Consider the following 20187-nt stretch of genomic DNA (forward strand, 5'->3'; position numbering starts at 1 on the left):
CGCGCCGGCCCGGCCGCCCGTACGCCCATGACCCCGCCCCGTCCACCGGGCCGCCCGCCAGGTGCACGCGCGCCGGCGCAGACGCAGCCGTGAGTCCGGGGCGACGCTCTCGGTCGGTTCCATTCCCGTCCCTCTCACAGCCGGCGGTGCCCACGCCACGCGGCCCGATGTCCGACAGCCATCAGCGGCTCCGCGTTGAAGAAACCCTCCTCGCACGCCGGAAGCGCACGGGGATGCCCCAACCGCAGCCGGGCACGGCAGGTGCACATCTCAACAGTAGGCCGCGGAAGGCTTCCACGGGCACCGGTCGTCGACGGTTGCCCGAATGCGCCCGGGCCACCCGTATGCAACTGATATGCGCCGATCGGGTGGTCTTCAACCGCTACTACTCGGTCGGAAGCGCGACTTCGGCCGCGGCTTCGGGGCCCTGCTCCAAGAGGACACCGAAACCGTCCTCGTTCAGGACAGGAACCTTCAATTGCATGGCCTTGTCGTACTTCGATCCCGGGTTGTCACCCACGACGACGAACGAGGTCTTCTTCGACACCGATCCGGTCACCTTCGCGCCCCGGGTCTGCAGTGCCTCCTTCGCGCCGTCGCGGGTGAAGTTCTCCAGCGTGCCGGTGACGACGACCGTGAGCCCCTCCAGCGGGCGCGGGCCCTCGTCCTGGCCGGTCGAGGCGTCCTCCAGCGGGACTCCAGCGGCCTTCCACTTGCGGACGATCTCGCGGTGCCAGTCCTCGGCGAACCACTCCTTGAGCGCGGCGGCGATGATCGGGCCGACGCCGTCGGTGGACGCGAGCTCTTCCTCGGTGGCCTGTTCGATGCGGTCGATGGAGCGGAACTCGCGGGCGAGGGCCTGCGCGGCGACCGGCCCGACATGCCGGATGGACAGCCCGTTCAGGAAGCGCGCGAGCGGCCGGGACTTGGCCGCCTCGATGTTCTCCAGCAGCGCGAGGGTGTTCTTCTTCGGCTCGCCCTTCTGGTTGGCGAAGACCGTGACGACCTTCTCCTCGCCCGTCTTGGGGTCCCGCTTGGGCAGACCGCTGTCGGGGTCGAGGACATAGGCCTTGATGGGCAGCAGCTTCTCCACCGTCAGGTCGAACAGGTCGCCCTCGTCCACCAGCGGCGGGTCGGCCGGTTCCAGCGGGCGGGTGAGCGCGGCGGCGGCCACCCCGCCGAAGTGCTCGATGTCCAGGCACTCGCGGCCGGCGAGATAGGAGACACGCTCGCGCAACTGGGCCGGGCAGGTACGGCCGTTGGGGCAGCGGAGGTCGATGTCGCCCTCCTTCATGGGCCGGAGCGGGGTGCCGCACTCGGGGCACTCGCCCGGCATCACGAACTCCCGCTCGCTGCCGTCCCTGAGGTCGACCACCGGGCCGAGGATCTCCGGGATGACGTCACCGGCCTTGCGGATGACGACCGTGTCACCGATGAGGACGCCCTTGGCCTTGACCACCTCCTGGTTGTGCAGGGTGGCGAACTCGACCTCGCTGCCCGCGACCGTGACCGGCTCGACCTGGGCGTACGGCGTGACCCGGCCGGTGCGGCCGACGCCCACCTTGATGTCGACGAGCTTGGTGTTGACCTCCTCCGGCGCGTACTTGTACGCGATCGCCCAGCGCGGCGCCCGCGCGGTGGAGCCGAGGCGGCCCTGGAGGCGGATCTCGTCCAGCTTGACCACGACACCGTCGATCTCGTGCTCCACGGAGTGGCGGTTCTCGCCGTAGTGGGCGATGAACTCGCGTACGCCGTCGAGGTCGTCGACCACGCGGTTGTGCCGGGAGGTGGGCAGGCCCCAGGTCTTCAGCAGGTCGTAGGCCTGGGAGAGGCGGGTCAGGCCCGTGAAGCCCTCCAGGGCGCCGATGCCGTGGACGACCATGTGCAGCGGGCGGGTGGCGGTGACGCGCGGGTCCTTCTGGCGCAGCGAACCGGCGGCGGCGTTGCGGGGGTTGGCGAACGGTTTGTCACCGGCGGCGACCAGGCGTTCGTTCAGCTCGAGGAACTTCTCCATCGGGAAGTAGACCTCGCCGCGGATCTCCACCAGGCCGGGGACCTTGTCGCCCTTCAGCCGGTCCGGGATCTCCGCGATCGTGCGGACGTTGGGTGTGATGTCCTCGCCGGTGCGGCCGTCGCCGCGGGTGGCCGCGCGGGTGAGCCGGCCGTTCTCGTACGTGAGGTTGACGGCGAGGCCGTCCACCTTCAGCTCGCACAGGAAGTGGTATTCCTGGTCGCCGAGTTCGCGCGCGATGCGCTCGGCCCAGGCGGCCAGCTCGTCGTCGTTGAAGGTGTTGTCGAGGGACAGCATCCGCTGGCGGTGCTCGACCGCGGTGAACTCCGTCTCGTACGACCCCGCGACCTTCTGGGTCGGCGAGTCGGGCGTGCGCAGCTCCGGATACTGCTCCTCCAGGGCCTCCAGAGTCTTCAGGAGCCTGTCGAACTCGGCGTCGCTGATGACGGGAGCGTCCTTCACGTAGTACCGGAAGCGGTGCTCCTCGATCTGCTCAGCGAGCTGCGCGTGCTTGTCACGTGCCTCGGCGGGCACTGCCGTCTCCGCCTGCTGCTTGTCGCCGGCCACCGTGTTGTCCTCCCGTTACTCTGGGTTGTCCGCGAGAGATCTCGCCGCCCGGACGCAGTGGGCGAGCGCCTGGCGTGCGTAGACGGGGGAAGCGCCCGCCAGACCGCACGCCGGGGTGACCGTGACCGCCTCCGTGAGCAGCCCCGGATGCAGCCCCAGCCTGCGCCACAGCGTCCTGACACCCATGACGCTACCGGCAGGGTCTGACAATGGGCCGTCCGTGCCCGGCACGACACCGGCGAACAGCCGCGTACCGGCCTCGACGGCCTCGCCGATCGCGTCGTCGTCACGTTCGGTGAGCAGCGAGAAGTCGAGGGAGACACCCGCCGCGCCGGCCCGCCGCAGCAGGGCGAGGGGCACGTCGGGAGCGCAGGAGTGGACGATCACGGGCCCGCCGTCGTGGGCCCCGATCACGTCGCGCAGGGTGGCCTCCACGATCTGCCGGTCCACGGCTCGGTGGCTGCGGTAGCCGCTGGCGGTGCGGACCTGTCCGCGCAGGACGGCGGTGAGGGAGGGCTCGTCGAGCTGCAGCAGGAGCCGGGCGCCCGGGATCCGGCGGCGTACCTCGGCCAGGTGCAGCCGCAGACCCTCGGCGAGGGAGGCGGCCAGGTCGCGGCAGGCGCCGGGGTCGGAGAGGGCGGCCTCGCCGTTCCTCAGCTCGAGCGCGGCGGCGAGCGTCCACGGCCCGACCGCCTGCACCTTCAGATCGCCCTCGTAACCCTGGGTGAACTCCTCCAGGGCGTCCAGGTCCTCCCCCAGCCAGGACCACGCCCGCTTGGTGTCCCGGCCCGGCCGGTCCCCGATGCGCCAGCCGCTGGGCTCCACGCGCGCGTACAGCTCGACGAGCATCCCGGCGGTACGGCCGATCATGTCGGCGCCGGGGCCGCGCGCGGGCAGCTCGGGCAGGAAGGGGAAGTCCTCGAAGCTGCCGGTGACGGTCTTGGCCGCTTCCCTGGCGTCCCCGCCGGGCATGGACCCGATTCCGGTGGCCCCCGGGAACCTGAACTGGCTGTTCTCACTCACCCCGGCAGGGTATGCCGAACACCGGGGGGCTCGGCCCCTGGACCCCGGGTGCCGTCCACCCACCACCCGACCCGGTCGGCTGGGAGGCGGGCGGGTCAGCGTCTCGGTGTGCGGTGCCGCTCCGCAAAGGCGAGCAGAGCGTCAGGGTCGGCCACCGTCAGGTTGTTGCGGAAGCGGGCGCGTTCCCAGGAGATGTCCTGGCCGCCGTGGAGGCTGCCCGCGCCGATGAACTCGCCGGCGGCGTCGAGGAGGGCGATCGTGGGGCTGCCGGGGCAGCGACAGATGTCGCCCGTGAACTCGCCCGTGGTGGTCAGCGCGCGCAGTTCCGTCAGCTCCTGCGGGGCGAGGACCTCCCCCGCCACCGGGCGTTCGGCGAGCGGCGTGCCCAGGTCCGGGCCGCCCAGGATCAGCACGCCCTCCGTCCGGGACCAGGCCCTCGCCGGCCGGTCCCGGACCTCGGCGCCGCTGGTCGCGCTCACCGCCCCGGCCGCACGGTCAGGTCGTTGACCTCCGCGTCCCCGGGCAGGTCCAGGGCCATGAGGATCGTCGTGGCGACCGACTCGGGGTCGATCCACCTCGACGCGTCGTACTCCTTGCCCTCCTGCTGGTGGACCTTGGCCTGCATGGGGCTGGCCGTGCGGCCGGGGTAGACCGAGGTGACCCGGACGCCGTTCGCGTGCTCCTCGTGGCGCAGGGAGTCGGCGAGGGCCTTCAGGCCGTGCTTGGAGGCGGCGTACGCGGACCAGCCGGCGTGGGCGCTCAGGCCGGCGCCGGAGTTGACGAAGATCACATGGCCGTGGGCCGCGCGCAGCTGGGGCAGGAAGTGCCGGGTCAGCTCGGCGGGGGCCATCAGGTTGACGTTGAGCTGGTGACGCCAGGACTTGGGGGTCAGGTCGCCGACCTCGCCCAGGTCGACGACGCCCGCGATGTGCAACAAGGAGTGCACCCGGTCCGGGAGGGTCTGGTGCGAGAAGGCCCAGGAGAGCCGCTCCGGGTCGGCCAGGTCACCGACCAGGGTCCGGGCGCCGGGGAACTCGGCCGCCAGCTCCTTCGCGCGGCCCGCGTCGCGCGCGTGCAGCCACAGTTCGTCCCCGCGCGCGTGCAGACGGCGGGCGACGGCCGCGCCGATGCCGGAACCGGCCCCGGTGATCACATGAGTAGCCATGCCCGCCATGCTCGCATCAGTGCACGCCGAGCTGCTCCTCCAGGTACGCCAGCGCACCGACCGGCTCCTCGGCGAAGAACACCAGCTCGGACAGCGGACGGGGCAGGAAGCCCTCCTCCTCCATGCGGCGGAACTGCTGCTTGAGGCCGTCGTAGAAGCCCGCGGTGTTCAGCAGGACGACCGGCTTGCCGGTGCGGCCGTGCTTCTTCAGCTCCAGGATCTCGGTGGCCTCGTCCAGCGTGCCGGTGCCGCCCACCATGATCACCACGGCGTCGGCGTTCTCCAGCAGCAGTTTCTTGCGTTCGGCGAGGTCGGCGGCGATGACCATCTCGTCGGCGCCGGGCCGCGCCTTGTTGGCGAGGAACTCCACGGACACGCCCAGCAGCCTGCCGCCCGCCTCGTGCACCCCGTCCGCGACGACCTTCATCAGACCGACGTCGGAACCGCCCCAGACCAGGGTGTGACCGCCCTTGCCGATGAGCTCCGCGAACTCGCGCGCGGGGCGCGTGTAACGCTCGTCGAGGTCGGCGGCGGACAGGAAGACGCAGATGTTCATGGCCCCTACCGTACGGCCCCGCCACATGGGCGGTACCGGGCGGGAAGAAGCACGGGGCCGCCGGTGCTGTCCTTGTATGGCCGAAGGACACACGATCACCATCGACAAGAGCGAGCAGCACGTGCGCGTGGTGCACGGCGACCAGGTGCTCGCGGAGACCGACCGACCGCTCGTGCTGCGCGAGACGGGCTGTCCCGTGCGGTACTACATCCCCGCCGAGGACGTACGCCTCGACCTGCTGACCCCCTCCGGCACGCACACCGTGTGCCCCTTCAAGGGCACGGCGTCCTACTGGTCGCTGCCGGACGCGCCGGACCTGGTGTGGGCGTACCCGGACCCGAAACCGGGGGTGACGGAGATCAAGGATCACTTCTGCTTCTACGACGTCGACGTGTCGTGAGCGATGAGTCCGTGCCGGTACGGCAGTCTGCACCGACATGGACAAGAAGACGACTTCGCGGGACGGAACCACCCTCGCGTACCAAGTGACCGGTCAGGGGCCGACGGTGGTCCTGGTGAGCGGCGCGATGTCCACCGGTGGCACCCTTGCGCCCCTGGCGCAGCGCATCGCGGGCCACTGCACGGCCGTCGTCTACGACCGCCGGGGCCGCGGCGAGAGCGGGGACACGAAGCCCTACGCGGTCGAGCGCGAGGTCGAGGACCTGGCCGCGCTGATCGACGCCGTGGAAGGCGAGGCGGCGCTGTTCGGGGTCTCCTCGGGCGGCGCGCTGGTGCTCGAGGCGGTGGCGAGCGGGCTGCCGGTCGGCCGGGCCGCCGTGTACGAGGTGCCGTACGCCGACTTCCTGCAGGGGGGCGCCGAGCGGGAGGCCACGTACAAGGAGCAGCTGAACAAGGCGCTCTCCGAGGACCGGCGCGGGGACGCGGTGGAGCTGTTCCTGCGGCTGACGGGTCTGGCCGAGGGGATGATCCAGCGCGCCCGCCAGTCGCCGATGTGGGCCGGCATGGAGGCCGTCGCGCCGAGTCTCGCCTACGACGACACGGTCATGGGTGACGGTCTGCTCCCCCGCGACCGGCTCGCCGCGATCTCCGTGCCCGTGCTGGCGGTCACGGGCGGCGCCAGCCCGGAGTGGATGCACAGGGCGGGCCAAGCCGTTGCGGAAGCGGTGCCCCGGGGCACGTACCGGGTGCTTCCGGGGCAGACCCACATGGTGGAGCCGGAGGTGCTGGGACCGGTGCTCGCGGAGTTCGTGGCCGGCTAGGGGTGCCTACACCGCTGCGGCCGTCGCGCGCGTGGTCGACGCGATCGTCGCCGAACCGACCACGCGCGTGCCGTCGTACAGGACGATCGCCTGGCCGGGGGCGACGCCGCGGACCGGTTCGGTGAAGCGCACGCGCAGCTCGCCGTCGACCGGCTCGGCGACGACCTCGGTCTCGCCGCCGTGGGCGCGCAGCTGGGCGGTGTAGCTGCCGGGGCCGGTGGGGGCGGTGCCGCACCAGCGGGGCTTGATCGCGGTGAGGGCGGTGACGTCCAGGGCGGCGGCGGGGCCGACGGTGACCGTGTTGGTGACCGGCGAGATGTCGAGGACGTAGCGGGGCTTGCCGTCGGGGGCGGGCGTGCCGATCCTGAGGCCCTTGCGCTGGCCGATGGTGAAGCCGTACGCGCCCTCGTGCGTGCCCAGCCTGGTGCCGGACTCGTCGACGATGTCGCCCTCCGCCCTGCCCAGCCGCTGGGCCAGGAAGCCCTGGGTGTCGCCGTCGGCGATGAAACAGATGTCGTGCGAGTCGGGCTTCTTGGCGACCGCGAGACCGCGGCGCTCGGCCTCGGCGCGGATCTCCTCCTTGGTGGTGATCGTGTCGCCGAGCGGGAACATCGCGTGGGCGAGCTGCTTCTCGTCCAGCACACCGAGGACGTACGACTGGTCCTTCGCCATGTCGGAGGCGCGGTGCAGTTCGCGGGAGCCGTCCTCGCGCACGATCACCTTGGCGTAGTGGCCGGTGCACACCGCGTCGAAGCCCAGCGCCAGCGCCTTGTCGAGCAGCGCGGCGAACTTGATCTTCTCGTTGCAGCGCAGGCACGGGTTGGGGGTGCGGCCGGCCTCGTACTCGGCGACGAAGTCCTCGACCACGTCCTCGCGGAAGCGGTCGGCGAGGTCCCAGACGTAGAAGGGGATGCCGATGACGTCGGCCGCGCGGCGGGCGTCACGCGAGTCCTCGATGGTGCAACAGCCCCGCGCGCCGGTCCGGAACGACTGCGGGTTCGCGGAGAGCGCGAGGTGGACGCCGGTGACGTCGTGGCCGGCTTCCGCGGCGCGCGCGGCGGCGACGGCGGAGTCGACTCCGCCGGACATGGCGGCGAGGACGCGGAGGGGGCGCTGCGGGGTCTCAGTCATAGCCCCTCCAGGGTACGGGGCCGCGGGAACCGGGACCGCCGGATATCCGTTGACGATCACAGGGAGCGGAACGGGGCGTGTGCGGGGGCGGGATGAGTGACACGGATCGGTGGCTGGGGCGGCGGGCCCTGTTCGTCGGTGGCGCGGTGACCGCCGTGGGTACGGCCGCGCCGGCCCGTGCGGAGCTGACGCACCTGTGGTGGCGGCTGCCCGGGGTGGAGAAGCCCCGGGTGGCGGGGGCCGTGGACTTCCGGGGCGCGCGCTGGGTGCCGGCGTCCCCGGCGAACTACCGGCGGGCGGACCGGCCGGACGACTACGCGATCGACCGGGTCGTCATCCATGTCACGGAGGGCGGCTACGCGAGCGCGGTCAAGGCCTTCCAGGACCCGGCACACGGCGCGGCGGCGCACTACATCGTGCGCAGGGACGGGCGTATCACCCAGCTGATACGGGAGCTGGACGTGGCGTTCCACGCGGGCAACCGTGAGTACAACGAGCGCAGTGTGTGCATCGAGCACGAGGGTCTCGTGGCGGACGCCTCCTCCTTCACGGAGGCCGCGTACGCGTCCTCGGCCCGGCTGACGGCGGCGATATGCGCCCGGTACGGCATGCCCGATCCGGGGCCTCACTGGGACTGGGAGCGATACCTGAAAAAAATCAAGGCCTAGGCCCTTTTTCGTCCGGTAGGTGTGGTTCTATCCTGTTTACAAGACCTACGAGACGAGTGAGGGAGCCCAAGCGGAGTAGCCGACTTCAGCGCGAGATATCTGTTCTCTTCAAGGAGAGGTACACCATCTCCGCTGGTGCCGACATCGACGCTCGGGCTGAGAGGCCGGAAGGTCGCAAGGACTGGACCGGAAGGCGACCCCCATCACCTGATCCGGACAATGCCGGCGAAGGGAACCCGCCTCGTAGGTCGCCTTTGTGTGCTCAGCTGAGCCCCGCCGCCCGTGCCCGCTCCACCGCCGGTCCGATCGCCTTGGCGACGGCCTCGACGTCCGCCTCCGTGGAGGTGTGGCCGAGGGAGAAGCGCAGGGTGCCGCGGGCCAGGTCCGGCTCGGTGCCGGTGGCGAGCAGGACGTGGCTGGGCTGGGCGACGCCGGCGGTGCAGGCGGAGCCGGTCGAGCACTCGATGCCCTGGGCGTCCAGCAGAAGCAGCAGGGAGTCGCCCTCGCAGCCGGGGAACGTGAAGTGCGCGTTGGCCGGCAGGCGGCCCTCGGATGCCGGGTCGCCGCCGAGGATCGCGTCCGGGACGGCGCTGCGGACCGCCGCGATCAGCTGGTCGCGCAGGGCGCCGATCTCCCGGGCGAACCACTCCCGCCGCTCGGCGGCGAGGCGGCCGGCGACGGCGAAGGACGCGATGGCGGGGACGTCGAGGGTGCCGGAGCGGACGTGCCGCTCCTGGCCGCCGCCGTGCAGGACCGGCACGGGGGTCTGGTCGCGGCCCAGCAGCAGCGCGCCGATGCCGTACGGGCCGCCGATCTTGTGGCCCGACACGGTCATCGCGGCGAGGCCGGAGGCGGCGAAGTCGACCGGGAGCTGACCGAAGGCCTGGACCGCGTCGGCGTGCATCGGGATGCCGAACTCTGCGGCGACCTCGGCGAGTTCGCGGACCGGCAGGATCGTGCCGATCTCGTTGTTGGCCCACATCACGGTGACCAGGGCGACGTCGTCGGGGTTGCGGGCGATGGCCTCGCGCAGGGCGTCGGGGTGGACGCGGCCGTAGGGGTCGACGGGGAGGTACTCGACCGTCGCGCCGTCGCGCTCGCCGAGCCAGTGGACGGCGTCGAGGACGGCGTGGTGCTCGACGGGGCTGGCCAGGACGCGGGTGCGGGCCGGGTCGGCGGCGCGGCGGGACCAGTACAGGCCCTTCACCGCGAGGTTGTCGGCCTCGGTGCCGCCCGAGGTGAAGACGACCTCGCTGGGGCGGGCGCCGAGCGCCTCGGCGAGGGTCTCACGGGATTCCTCGACCGTGCGGCGTGCCTGCCGGCCGGATGCGTGAAGGGAGGAGGCGTTGCCCGTGATGCTCAACTGGGCGGTCAGGGCCTCTGCCGCCTCCGGGAGCATCGGGGTCGTCGCGGCGTGGTCGAGGTAAGCCATGGTGAGGCCGATTCTACGGCGCCGGGACCCTGCGGTCGGCTTCGGCCGTGCAGGTTGGCCTGGCCTGCCCTGCACCCTGCCGGGTTGCACCCGGACTTGGCGGCCTGGCACCCGGCACGGCACTGTCGGCCGTACCCACCCGTTCCGCCCGGCGGAGCGGCTGCCCACGGCGGTGGGCGTCCCTGCCCCGGTGGCAGTGGCGAGGGTGGCGGGCCGGGTCTCCCCACGGCGGTGGCGGGGTGGCGGCCACGTGATGCAAGGCCACACGGTGAGGGCCAAGTGCCCTACGGCGGTGGCTTGTCGGGCCTCCGGCACTGACGCCGGTGGGCCGGGTGACCCCAGGACGCGGGTGGCGGGGGTGGATCGGGTATGCCCCCAGCGATGGCGGGAGCGGGGACAGCGGGCCAGGTGCGCCTGCGGCGGTGACGGGGTAACGGCGTGGCGGGCCTGGTGCCCCGCAGCGGTGGCGGCGACGGTGCCTTGCGGGCACCCCCGTGCGACGGTGACACGGTCGGCGAAGGTGGCGCGCGGGTGCGCCTGCGGCACCGGTGGAGGTCCGGGGCGGGCGCGTCCGTGGCGAGGCGGTGAGGCTGGTGCCCCGCAGTGCTGCTGGCGACGGTGGCTCGTCGGAACCCTGCGGCAGTGGCGAGGGTGGAGCGGGTGTGCCTGCGGCGCGGGTGGAGGTCCAGGGCGGGCGCGTCCGTGGCGAGGCGGTGAGACCGGTGCCTCGCAGCGGTGGCGGCGACGGTGGCTCGTCGGAACCCTGCGGCAGTGGCGAGGGTGGGGCGGGTGTGCCTGCGGCGCGGGTGGGGGGTCCGCGGTGGGTGCGCCCGTGGCAGGTGCGGTGGTGGCGGTCGGCCGTCGCGGGGCGGGTGCCCGCGGTGGGGCGGCCGCTGGCCGGCCGGGTGCCCCGTCGTCCTCGGGGCTGCCCTCGTCAGGCGGCGCTGCCCCGGCTCACAGGCTCCACGACAGCGTGTGGGAGACCTCCATCGCGATGGCGAGGACGGCCAGGTCGGCCACGCCCAGGGTCAGGCCCAGCAGGGCCCGGCCGCGGCGAGCGGTGCCGCGCCAGAGGGAGACGGCGGCCAGGACGATGGCGATCGGGCCGAGGAAGATGTTGAGGACGAGCAGGCCGAGAAGGCCCAGGATGAAGGACGCGACGGCCATGCCGTCGGCGTCGCGTGCGGCCGGGCGGGTGTCGTTGCCGCTCGTGACCGGTGCGGTGAGTTGCATGGTGCTCAGCTCCTGGAAGTCGTGGCGGACGGTCAGTTGGCCGGCGTGCGGCGTCGGCGGCCGAGGCGCTCGCGGATCGCGAAGATGCCGAGCCAGACGGCGATGACGGCGGCGACGGCGGCGGTGACGGTCAGCGGCGCGTGGGCGACGGTGCCCAGCACGACACCGAGCAGCATAAGTGCGGCGACGAGGAACAACATGGGATCAGATCCCCCCTCCGGGATACCTCGTATCGGGCCGGTGTGAAGTTTCGGTGAACAGTTGTAGTAACACTTGTTCACTGACTTCTATGCTAGCGCGCTTCCCGGCTTCCCAATTCCAGAGAACAGTTGTTAACTGGATGACATGAGTCACACCCTCGGCATCCGGCAGGCGCAGAAACAGAAGACCCGGCAGGCGTTCCTCGACGCGGCGCTCGCGCTGCTGGAGGAGCAGAGCCTGAGCAGCCTGGGTCTGCGCGAGGTCACCCGGGCCGTCGGCGTCGCACCGACCGCGTTCTACCGGCACTTCCGCTCGACCGCCGACCTCGGTGTGGCGCTGGTCGACGAGGCGCTGGGCAGCCTGCACGCGATGGTGCGGACGACGGTGTCCACGGCGGGCGACAGCGAGGAGCGCATCACGCGCGCCATCGAGTTGATCGCCCGCCACGTGGACGCGTACCCCGCGCATGTCCGGTTCATCGCCCGGGAACGGCACGGCGGGGTGCAGCCGGTGCGGGAGGCCATCCGTGCCCAACTGGTCCGGTTCGCCGAGGAGGTGAAGGCCGAGCTGGCCAAGGACCCCGAGGCCGCGGGCTGGAGCGACGACGACCTGCTGATGCTCGCGCACCTCTACGTCGACCAGATGCTCATCACCGCCTCGCTCTTCCTGGAGGCCCTGGAGGCGCCGGCGGAGGAGCGGGAGCGCGTCACCCAGCTCGCCACCCGGCAGCTGCGGCTCATCTCCATCGGCCGCGGCCACTGGCTGGACTGAGCCGCCGCGGGACAGCGGCGAAAGGGGCGGCAGGCCCGCTGTGCGCCGCCCCTCTCGCCGTACGGTTCTCCGCTCTGTCCCTCCCTCAGCCCTGCTGGGCCTGTCCGCCACCCGGACCGCCGCAGCCGCCGCCCTGGCCGCCGGGTGCGCCGCTCGGCATGCCCGCGGGGGCACCGCTGGGCGTGCCGGTGGGCTTCACGGACGACCCGCCCGACGGCGCGCCCGAAGGCCTGCCGGACGGCATCCCGCTCGGCATCCCGCTCGGCATCCCGGCCGGCCGGCGGCCGGTGCCGCCCGTGGGCATGCCGGACGGCGCCCGGCAGGCCTGCCGCTGAGCGGGGTTGCCGCCGGACGAGGAGGAGTCGCCCGAGCCGCACGCGGTCAGCAGCAGCGGGGACAGGGCCAGCAGGGCGACGGCGGGGACGAGACGGGCACGTTTCATGCGAGTCAGCTCCGGTGAGGGTGAGGAAGTCCTGAGGAGCCGCACTCAACCAGCGCTGTCTTGGCGACACTTGGGCTCTTCCTGTCCGCCGGCTGTCAATCGGGGGCAGGGCCCCTCCTGGTACACGGCCGTGACAGAACGGGCCGCCGCCAGCAGTTCCGCGCGGGCTTCGGGCGGGTCCAGCAGCTCCACCTGGTCGGAGAACGCGAGGAGTTGGCGGACCGCGCGCAGCGCCGGGTAGGTGAGCCGGGCGGTGACCCAGTCGCTCTCGCCGTCGTCGTCGGGCGGTGCCGTCAGCTGGGCGGCGGCCATCCGCAGGAACATGTCGAGCAGCTCGCGCCGTACCCGCACGGTGACCTCGATCCCGCCCGGCCGGTCCTCCACCTGGCAACGCAACACCGCCCAGACGTCGGCGAGTTCGACACCCGGGCGGCGCCGCACCGGCTCGTCCAGCGGCCGGGCCGAGCGGATCCGGTCGGCCCGGAACAGGTGCGGCGCTCCGCGCCGGTCGGCGACCAGGTACCAGACCCCGGCCTTGGCGACCAGGCCGTACGGGTCCACGGTGTACGTCCGCGGCTCCCGCTCCCCGCTGTGCCGGTAGCGCAGCCTCAGGCGCCGGTCGGCGAACACCGCGTCCTGCAGCACCTCCAGGTCGACGGCCTGCTGGGGGCCGCTCTTCCAGCGGGTGGCGTCCACCAGGATGCGGCGGCTGGTCACCTCGGCGGCGGGCCGGTGCGGCGCCGGCAGCGCGGCCATCACCTTGCGCAGGGCCGAGCCGAGGGCCGCGTCGAGACCGAGCGCGGCGTGGGCGCCCTGGGCCGCCAGGATGAACAGGGCGCGGGACTCGTCGGCGGTCAGTCCGGTGACGTCGGTGCGGAAACCGGCGAGGAGTTCGATGCCGCCGTGCCGGCCGCGCTCGGCGTACACCGGGACGCCGGAGGCCGACAGCGCCTCGATGTCCCGGTAGATGGTGCGGACCGACACCTCCAGCCGGTCGGCGAGTTCGTGCGCGGGAACGCGCCCCCGGGTCTGCAGGAGCAGCAGGATCGACAGCAGCCGGTCGGACTTCACGCGCCCAGAATCCCGTCCCCGGCGGGCTTCTCGCAAATGTTGACGGCAGGTGTCAGGTTAACGCGCGATCCTCGTCCTACCGACTCGCGGAGACGTCCCACCGGCTCATCGAGCGGTCCTACCGACTCACCGAGACGGTCCCACCGACCACCGGGGAAACAGAGAGGCACACCATGACCACCACCACCGGTTTCACCGACCCGCGTCCCGTCTACACCCGCGCCACCGAGCAGGCGGCGGCCCTCATCAAGAGCGTGCGCCCCGAACAGCTCACCGCCCCGACCCCCTGTTCCGAGTACGACGTACGGGCCCTGCTGGGCCACATCGTCGGCGGCACCCGGCGGATCGCGGTGGTCGGCGAGGGCGGCGACGGAATGGCGGTGGAGCCGACCGCCCACGGGGTCGCGGACGACGGCTGGACGGCGGCCTACGACGAGGTACGCGTCCGCGTGCTGAAGGCGTGGGAGAGCGACGAGCGGATGACGTCCCCGGTGCGGGTGCCGTGGGGCGAGGTGCCGGGCCACGCGGCGCTCTCCGGCTATGTCATGGAGATCGTGACCCACACCTGGGACCTCGCCGAGGCGGTCGGCCACCCGCTCGAACTCGACCCGGAGCTCGCCGAGTTCGCCCTGGCGACCGCCCACGCGGTCCTGCCGGACTCCCGGCCGCGGGACGCCGAGACGCCCTTCGACGACCGCCGGGTGGCCCCCGAGGACGCCGACGTCTACGGGGAGCTGGCGGCCTGGCTGGGCCGCACCCCGATCGACCGGGCCTGAGTGCCGGGACGCGCCGCCGGGCTCACGGCCGCCTTCCGGGTACGGGTGCGCCGTTGCGCGCGGTCGCCCGCGGGAGGCCACCGCGGCCCGGGCCCGTTCCGGCCGAGCCGTCGGAGATCCGGGTTAGCCCAGCCTCACCCGGGCCAGCTGGCGGGACTGGGCGACCAGGTGGTTCTCGGTGTCCCAGACCTCGGCGTCCTCCTCCAGGAAGCCGCCGGCCAGGTTGCGGGTGGTGATGGACACCCGCAGCGGGCCGGGGGCCGGGCGGCGGCGGACGTGGACGGTGAGCTCGACCGTGGGCACCCAGCCCTTCAGGCCGAGCTCGAAGGCCGTGGGCGGCAGGGCGTCCACCGCGAGCAGCAGGGACAGGGGGTCGGCGTCACGGCCGTCGGCCAGGCCGAACCAGGCCCGCATCTCCCCCTTGCCGGACGGCGCGCCGAGGGCCCAGCCGACGGTCGCCGGGTCCAGCTTGAGCATCAGGCGGTCGGCGATCGCCGAGCCGCCCTCGACCGGGGAAGGGCCGTCCGCCGGGCCGAAGCACTCTTCCAGCGGCGGGATCGCGGGCGGCGTCGCGGTCGTACGGACGTCGTCGGGGAGGGCGGTGAGGTCGCCGTAGGAGGCGAGGACGCGGATGCGTTCCACCTCGTTGCCCTCGTCGTCGTACTGGAAGAGGGAGGCCTGGCCGGTGGAGAGGGTGCGGCCGGTGCGGACCAAGTCCGTGCGGACGACCGCCGGGCCGGGGCGGGACGCGGTGAGGTAGTGCGCGGAGACGGTGAACGGGTCCCGGTGCGGAAGCGCGTCCGCGAGGGCCCGGCCCAGCACGGCCAGCAGGTAGCCGCCGTTGACGGCGTTGAAGATGGTCCAGCCGGCCGAGAGGTCGATGTCGTAGACGCCGGGCTCGCGCCGGGTGACCGCGGTGTCGCGGTCGAACTCACTGTCGCCGATCACGGCCCGCGACGGGGAGGGTGCGGATGCTGCTTCTGGCATGGATGAACGGTACAACAGCAAACTACTAAGCGGTAGCTTTTTGAGCTGGATGAGCCCGTTCCGCCGGGCGTCCGCCGGGCGGGGATCCGCCTCCCGGGTGAGGTTCCGGCAATTTCTAAGTAAGTGTCCAGACACGTCCACAACCTCGAGCGCCGGTTTCCCCTCTATGGGGACATGAGCCTCACCGGGACTCCGTTCCTCTACACGACCATCTTGCTGGCCGTGGTCGCACTGATACTGCCGCTCGTCCTGTGGTCACGGGTGCGCGGGCCCAAGCCCCTGCGCACCGCGGCCCGGCTGCTGATGCTGCTGTTCGCCCAGGGCACCGCCGTCACACTGATCTTCGTGCTGGTCAACAACCAGAACAACCTGTACGACAACTGGGCCGACCTGCTCGGCACCGGCAACCACGTCCAGCAGGCCCAGGACCTGGGCCGCGACGGCACCGGCGGCATAGCGGTGAAACGGTTGCCCAAGGTCAAGCAGACCTTCACGGCGGCCGACGGTCCCGGCATGCACGCGGCCGGCGGAGTGAAGGTCACCCAGCTCAAGGGCCGCGTCTCCGGGGTGAACGCCGAGGTCTACGTCTGGCTGCCGCCGCAGTACGACGACCCGGCCTACCGCAACAAGAAGTTCCCGGTGGTGGAACTGCTGCCGGGCTACCCCGGTTCGGCGAAGGCCTGGTTCGGCTCCATGAAGGCGCACGAGCAGCTGCTGCCGCTGATGAAGAGCGGCCAGGTGGCGCCCTTCATCCTGGTCGCCCCGCGCACCAACCTGCTGGCGGGCGTCGACACCGGCTGCGCCAACATCCCCGGTCAGGTCAACGCGGACACCTGGCTCAGCATCGACGTACCGAAGATGGTCATGGACAACTTCCGGGCCGAGCCGGCGCCGCAGGGCTGGGCCGCGGCCGGGTACTCGGCGGGCGCGCACTGCGCGGTCAAGCTGGCCGTGGCCCACCCGGACCGCTACCGGGCCGCCGTGAGCCTGTCCGGCTACAACGACCCGATCGGCGAGCGCAACTCCCTCGCCTCGCAGAACCTCACCGTGCGCAACGAGAACAACCCCTACCTGCTGCTGAAGAAGGCTCCGACGCCGCCGCCGATCGCGCTGTACATCTCGGGCGAGTCCGGCGACGGCTACCAGGCGGGCGTGGCCATGGAGGCCATCGCCAAGGCGCCCACGAGCGTGCACGTGGTGTTCCTCCCGCGCAGCGCGGGCGGTCACAACATGGCGCTGTGGCGACCCCAGGTCCCGACGGTGTTCCGCTGGCTGACCCTCGAGATGGGCCAGAACCACGCCCGGGGCCACGACCGGTCTCTTACCGGCACGACTGGTTCTCTTACCGGGACCGCCGCCGGAACCACCGGGGCCGCCGGGACTACTCCTCGGTCACCGTCGACCGGCGGTTCCACGCACGCGGAGCTCGCCAGTGGAACCGCATCGCGAGCAGGCGCAGCACAAAGGCGGTGACGACCGCGAGCCCACTGGTGAGGGGGGTCAGGACGTCGTAGTGGATGCACAGCACCACCATCGTGGCGCCGACGATCGCTGGGACCGCGTACAGATCGCGGTCCCAGCGCAGCAGTGAGGGCACCTCGTTGGCCAGCACGTCCCGCAGTACGCCGCCGCCGACCGCGGTGGCGAGGCCCAGCGTCGCCGACGCGGTCAGGTTGAGGCCGTAGCTGTACGCCTTCGTCGTACCGCTGACGCAGAACAGGCCGAGGCCGGCCGCGTCGAAGACCAGCACCGCCGCCTGGATGCGTTCCACGTGCGGGTGCAGGAAGAAGACCACGAGCGCGGCGAGCAGCGGGGTCAGGAAGTACCCCAGGTCGGTGAAGGCGGCCGGGGGCACGGCCCCGATGACCACGTCGCGGAACAGTCCCCCGCCCAGCGCGGTGACCTCGGCGAGCACGGCGATGCCGAAGATGTCGAAGTTCTTCCGGACGGCCAGCAGCGCGCCGGAGATCGCGAACACGAAGATGCCGATGACATCGAGCGTGTGCTGGACGGAGGGACTGAAGAGTTGCTGGAGCTGCACCCCTACATTCTGACCTGTCGAACGGTGTGAACCTTACAAAGCCAGGTCACAGCGCGGGTTTCCCTGTGGTGAACAGCCAGGTCTGGAACAGGTCGTCCAGCTGCCGGCCGCTGACGCGCTCGGCGAGGCGGATGAAGTCGGCGGTGTCCGCGTTGCCGTACCGGTGGAGCCTGGTCCAGGCGGGCAGCAGCCGGAAGAAGGCCCGGTCGCCGATCCGCTCCCGGAGCATCTGGAGCGTCATCGCGCCGCGCTGGTAGACGGCGGAGGCGAACATCGTGTCGCGCTGCGGGTCGGCGACCTTGATCTGCCAGAAGGACGAGTCGGCGGGGCGGGCGTCGTAGGCGGCGCGGAAGGAGTCGTGCGCCGACCTGGTCCCCTGGTGCTCCGCCCACAGCCACTGGGCGTAGGTGGCGAAGCCCTCGTTGAGCCAGATGTCCTTCCACTGCGCCACGCTCACCGAGTCGCCGAACCACTGGTGGGCCAGTTCGTGCACGATGGTCGTCTCGTTGCGCACGGCCGAGTAGACGGGCTTGCTCTGCACCTCCAGCGAGAACCCGGCCTCGGGCATGTCGTCCACGATCGCGCCGGTCTCCTCGAACGGGTACGGCCCGAAGATCTGCGACCAGTAGTCGGTGGCGGCGGCGGTGACGGCGTACACGTCGACGCTGTTGCTGTTCTTCAGCACCGGGTCGATGGCGACGTAGATCGGGATGCCACCGGGGGTGCGCCCGGTGCGGACGTCGAACTTCCCGATGGTGGCGGTCGCGAGGTAGGTCGCCATCGGCCTGGACTCGCGCCAGTGGGTGTACGTCGAGCCGCCCTTGTCGTACGTCGACACCAGCCGGCCGTTGGATACGCCGGTCAGGCCCTTCGGCGCCTTGATCCGGATGTCGTAGGTGGCCTTGTCGGCGGGGTGGTCGCTGGACGGGAACCACGTGGAGGCGGCGTTGGGCTCGCAGGCCACGAAGACCCCGTCGGCCGTCTTCATCCAGCCGTACTTGGAGCCGAACACGATGGGCCCGCCGAGGGGCTGGGGTATGCCGCCGTAGGTGACGGACACCCGGAACTCCCGGCCCCGGGCGAGGGCGTGGCGCGGGGTGATGACGAGTTCGTCACCGGTGCGCGTGAACTCGGTGCGTCTGCCGTCGACTTCGACACGGCTGACGTCCAGCTGCTGCAGGTCCAGGTCGAAGGAGGAGAGGTTCTGGGTGGCGCGCGCGGTGAGGGTCGTACGGCCGTCCAGGCGGCCGGTGCCGTGGGCGTAGGCGACGTCGAGGTCGTAGTGGAGGGCGTCGAAGCCGCCGTTGCCGAGGTTCGGGAAGTAGGGGTCCCCGATGCCGGGAGCGCCGGGGGTGGGCGCGGGCGCGGCGGCGATGACGAGGAAGGAGACCGCCGCGGTCGCGAGAGTCCCCAGACGTGCCGAACGGGAGAGTGCCATCAGTCGTCCCTTTCGAGCGTGTGCCGATCAGTGGTCGGACACGAACGACTGTGCGCTCTCCCGTTCGGGCATGTACATGACTTTGCCCAGTTGTCATGTGCTACTTGTCGGTTGACTCCTGGGACTCGGTCTCGGAGGCCTCGGCAGACGCCTCGGTGGTCTCCCCGGTGGTCTCCTCGGCAGACGCCTCGGGGGTGTCCTCGGAGGTCTCCCCGGTGGATTCCTCCGCGGTGCCGGTCTCTTCGGCGGTCACCTCGGCTGCCTCCTCGGAGGTCTCCTCAGCCGCCTCCTCGGCCAGCTCCGCCGCCACCGCCGCCGACGTCTCCGCCGACTCCGCGAGGACCTCGTCGGCGACCAGTTCGGCCGCCTCCTTGGCCGCGGAGAGCAGAACCGTGTCCTGCGGGGCCTGGTCCGCGAAGTTCTCCGGGTGGTGGCAGGCGACCCGCTGACCGGGCTTCAGCTCCAGCAGCTGCGGCTCGGTGGACCGGCAGATCTCCGTGGCCTTCCAGCACCGGGTGTGGAAGCGGCAGCCGCTCGGCGGCGCGATCGGGGAGGGCACGTCACCCTTGAGCAGAATGCGCTCGCTCCTGGCGTTCTTGCGCTTCGGGTCCGGGATCGGCACCGCCGACATCAGCGCCTTGGTGTACGGGTGCATCGGCGCCTTGTACAGCGAGTCCCGGTCGGCGAGCTCCACGACCTTGCCGAGGTACATCACCGCGATGCGGTCCGAGACGTGCCGGACGACCGACAGGTCGTGCGCGATGATCACGTACGTCAGGCCGAGCTCCTCCTGGAGGTCGTCCATGAGGTTCACGACCTGCGCCTGGATCGACACGTCCAATGCGGAGACCGGCTCGTCCGCGACGACCAGCTTCGGCTTCAGGGCGAGCGCGCGGGCGATGCCGATGCGCTGGCGCTGACCGCCGGAGAACTCGTGCGGATAGCGGTTGTAGTGCTCGGGGTTGAGACCGACCACCGACAGCAGCCGCTGCACCTCCTTCTTGATGCCGCCCTCGGGCTCGACGCCCTGGAGCTTGAAGGGAGCGCCGACGATCGTGCCGATGGTGTGGCGCGGGTTCAGCGACGAGTACGGGTCCTGGAAGATCATCTGCACATCGCGGCGCAGCGGGCGCATCCCGCCGACGCCGAGGTGCGTGATGTCCTTGCCCTCGAACTCGATCTGCCCTGCGGTCGGTTCGAGCAGCCGGGTGATCAGCCGGCCCATGGTCGACTTGCCGCAGCCGGACTCGCCCACGACGCCCAGGGTCTCGCCCTTGCGCACCTCGAAGTCGATGCCGTCGACGGCGCGCACGGCCCCGACCTGCCGCTGCAGCAGGCCCTTGCGGATCGGGAAGTGCTTCTGGAGCCCGGTCACCTTCAGCAGGATCTCGCCGTCGGAGACGGCGGAGTCCTCGGCGGTGGCACCGTCACTCTGCGCGGGGATGCTCACTTTT

21 protein-coding genes are annotated in these 20187 nt (G+C 71.7%); 6 read left to right on the forward strand and 15 right to left on the reverse strand.

Annotated features, from left to right (window positions below; genetic code table 11):
• Nucleotides 1-385: 385 nt before the first annotated feature.
• The 5 genes from ligA to ABT288_RS41075 form a co-directional block, all read right to left on the reverse strand.
• On the reverse strand, nt 386-2578 hold the full coding sequence (ligA, locus tag ABT288_RS41055; RefSeq protein ID WP_351619444.1) for an NAD-dependent DNA ligase LigA: 2193 nt from the start codon (nt 2576-2578) through the stop codon (nt 386-388).
• 15 nt (nt 2579-2593) lie between these two features.
• Nucleotides 2594-3601: a methionine synthase gene (locus ABT288_RS41060; RefSeq protein ID WP_351619447.1), complete on the reverse strand. Its 1008-nt coding sequence runs from the start codon at nt 3599-3601 to the stop codon at nt 2594-2596.
• Between the two features lie 95 nt (nt 3602-3696).
• Complete coding sequence (locus ABT288_RS41065; RefSeq protein WP_351619450.1) at nt 3697-4080, reverse strand: hypothetical protein; 384 nt, start codon at nt 4078-4080, stop codon at nt 3697-3699.
• Nucleotides 4077-4775 carry an SDR family oxidoreductase gene (locus ABT288_RS41070; RefSeq protein WP_351619453.1) on the reverse strand — a complete coding sequence of 233 codons (699 nt, stop codon included), beginning with the start codon at nt 4773-4775 and terminating at the stop codon, nt 4077-4079. Before ABT288_RS41070 ends, ABT288_RS41065 begins: the two co-directional genes overlap by 4 nt.
• A gap of 7 nt (nt 4776-4782) precedes the next feature.
• On the reverse strand, nt 4783-5322 hold the full coding sequence (locus tag ABT288_RS41075) for an LOG family protein (RefSeq protein ID WP_351619456.1): 540 nt from the start codon (nt 5320-5322) through the stop codon (nt 4783-4785).
• A 76-nt stretch (nt 5323-5398) separates the two neighbouring features.
• On the opposite strand from ABT288_RS41075, the gene ABT288_RS41080 reads away from it, so the two are divergent.
• Nucleotides 5399-5722, forward strand: coding sequence for a DUF427 domain-containing protein (locus ABT288_RS41080; protein WP_351619458.1), 324 nt, complete (start codon nt 5399-5401; stop codon nt 5720-5722).
• Nucleotides 5723-5759: 37 nt separating this feature from the next.
• Nucleotides 5760-6542: an alpha/beta fold hydrolase gene (locus tag ABT288_RS41085; protein ID WP_351619461.1), complete on the forward strand. Its 783-nt coding sequence runs from the start codon at nt 5760-5762 to the stop codon at nt 6540-6542.
• A 6-nt stretch (nt 6543-6548) separates the two neighbouring features.
• On the opposite strand, the gene mnmA is transcribed toward ABT288_RS41085, so the two are convergent.
• A complete protein-coding gene (gene mnmA / locus ABT288_RS41090) occupies nt 6549-7673 on the reverse strand; it encodes a tRNA 2-thiouridine(34) synthase MnmA (RefSeq protein ID WP_351619464.1) in 1125 nt (374 codons plus the stop codon).
• A gap of 92 nt (nt 7674-7765) precedes the next feature.
• Between mnmA and ABT288_RS41095 the strand changes: the two genes are divergently transcribed.
• Nucleotides 7766-8341 (forward strand): N-acetylmuramoyl-L-alanine amidase, encoded by a 576-nt coding sequence (locus tag ABT288_RS41095; protein WP_351619466.1) that lies wholly within the window; start codon nt 7766-7768, stop codon nt 8339-8341.
• 262 nt (nt 8342-8603) lie between these two features.
• On the opposite strand, the gene ABT288_RS41100 is transcribed toward ABT288_RS41095, so the two are convergent.
• The 3 genes from ABT288_RS41100 to ABT288_RS41110 form a co-directional block, all read right to left on the reverse strand.
• Nucleotides 8604-9773 carry a cysteine desulfurase family protein gene (locus ABT288_RS41100; protein WP_351619468.1) on the reverse strand — a complete coding sequence of 390 codons (1170 nt, stop codon included), beginning with the start codon at nt 9771-9773 and terminating at the stop codon, nt 8604-8606.
• Between the two features lie 954 nt (nt 9774-10727).
• A complete protein-coding gene (locus ABT288_RS41105; protein ID WP_351619470.1) occupies nt 10728-11006 on the reverse strand; it encodes a DUF4190 domain-containing protein in 279 nt (92 codons plus the stop codon).
• Between the two features lie 32 nt (nt 11007-11038).
• Nucleotides 11039-11206 (reverse strand): hypothetical protein, encoded by a 168-nt coding sequence (locus tag ABT288_RS41110; RefSeq protein ID WP_351619472.1) that lies wholly within the window; start codon nt 11204-11206, stop codon nt 11039-11041.
• A 145-nt stretch (nt 11207-11351) separates the two neighbouring features.
• On the opposite strand from ABT288_RS41110, the gene ABT288_RS41115 reads away from it, so the two are divergent.
• Nucleotides 11352-11978 carry a TetR family transcriptional regulator gene (locus tag ABT288_RS41115; protein WP_351619475.1) on the forward strand — a complete coding sequence of 209 codons (627 nt, stop codon included), beginning with the start codon at nt 11352-11354 and terminating at the stop codon, nt 11976-11978.
• 85 nt (nt 11979-12063) lie between these two features.
• Here ABT288_RS41115 and ABT288_RS41120 read toward each other — a convergent pair whose 3' ends face one another.
• A complete protein-coding gene (locus ABT288_RS41120) occupies nt 12064-12420 on the reverse strand; it encodes a hypothetical protein (protein WP_351619478.1) in 357 nt (118 codons plus the stop codon).
• A 45-nt stretch (nt 12421-12465) separates the two neighbouring features.
• The gene (locus tag ABT288_RS41125) at nt 12466-13491 is read right to left on the reverse strand and encodes a helix-turn-helix transcriptional regulator (protein WP_351619481.1); all 1026 of its coding nucleotides are present in this window, start codon (nt 13489-13491) and stop codon (nt 12466-12468) included.
• Between the two features lie 173 nt (nt 13492-13664).
• On the opposite strand from ABT288_RS41125, the gene ABT288_RS41130 reads away from it, so the two are divergent.
• Nucleotides 13665-14267 carry a TIGR03086 family metal-binding protein gene (locus ABT288_RS41130; RefSeq protein WP_351619484.1) on the forward strand — a complete coding sequence of 201 codons (603 nt, stop codon included), beginning with the start codon at nt 13665-13667 and terminating at the stop codon, nt 14265-14267.
• Nucleotides 14268-14390: 123 nt separating this feature from the next.
• Here ABT288_RS41130 and ABT288_RS41135 read toward each other — a convergent pair whose 3' ends face one another.
• Nucleotides 14391-15254 (reverse strand): thioesterase family protein, encoded by an 864-nt coding sequence (locus tag ABT288_RS41135; protein WP_351619486.1) that lies wholly within the window; start codon nt 15252-15254, stop codon nt 14391-14393.
• 174 nt (nt 15255-15428) lie between these two features.
• Here ABT288_RS41135 and ABT288_RS41140 point away from each other — a divergent pair, with 174 nt between their 5' ends.
• Entirely contained in the window at nt 15429-16727 is a 1299-nt protein-coding gene (locus ABT288_RS41140; protein WP_351619489.1) for an alpha/beta hydrolase, read from the forward strand.
• Here the strand turns inward: ABT288_RS41140 and ABT288_RS41145 are convergent.
• The 3 genes from ABT288_RS41145 to ABT288_RS41155 all read right to left on the reverse strand — a co-directional run bounded on the left by ABT288_RS41145 (nt 16636) and on the right by ABT288_RS41155 (nt 20183).
• A complete protein-coding gene (locus tag ABT288_RS41145; protein ID WP_351619491.1) occupies nt 16636-17295 on the reverse strand; it encodes a trimeric intracellular cation channel family protein in 660 nt (219 codons plus the stop codon). The two genes, ABT288_RS41140 and ABT288_RS41145, sit on opposite strands and share 92 nt — an antisense overlap.
• Before the next feature lie 46 nt (nt 17296-17341).
• Complete coding sequence (locus ABT288_RS41150; RefSeq protein WP_351619494.1) at nt 17342-18733, reverse strand: M1 family metallopeptidase; 1392 nt, start codon at nt 18731-18733, stop codon at nt 17342-17344.
• Nucleotides 18734-18833: 100 nt separating this feature from the next.
• Nucleotides 18834-20183: an ABC transporter ATP-binding protein gene (locus ABT288_RS41155; protein WP_351619510.1), complete on the reverse strand. Its 1350-nt coding sequence runs from the start codon at nt 20181-20183 to the stop codon at nt 18834-18836.
• Nucleotides 20184-20187 lie beyond the last annotated feature (4 nt).

It is taken from the genome of Streptomyces sp. NPDC001093, from assembly GCF_040298985.1.
Taxonomy (GTDB): Bacteria; Actinomycetota; Actinomycetes; order Streptomycetales; family Streptomycetaceae; genus Streptomyces.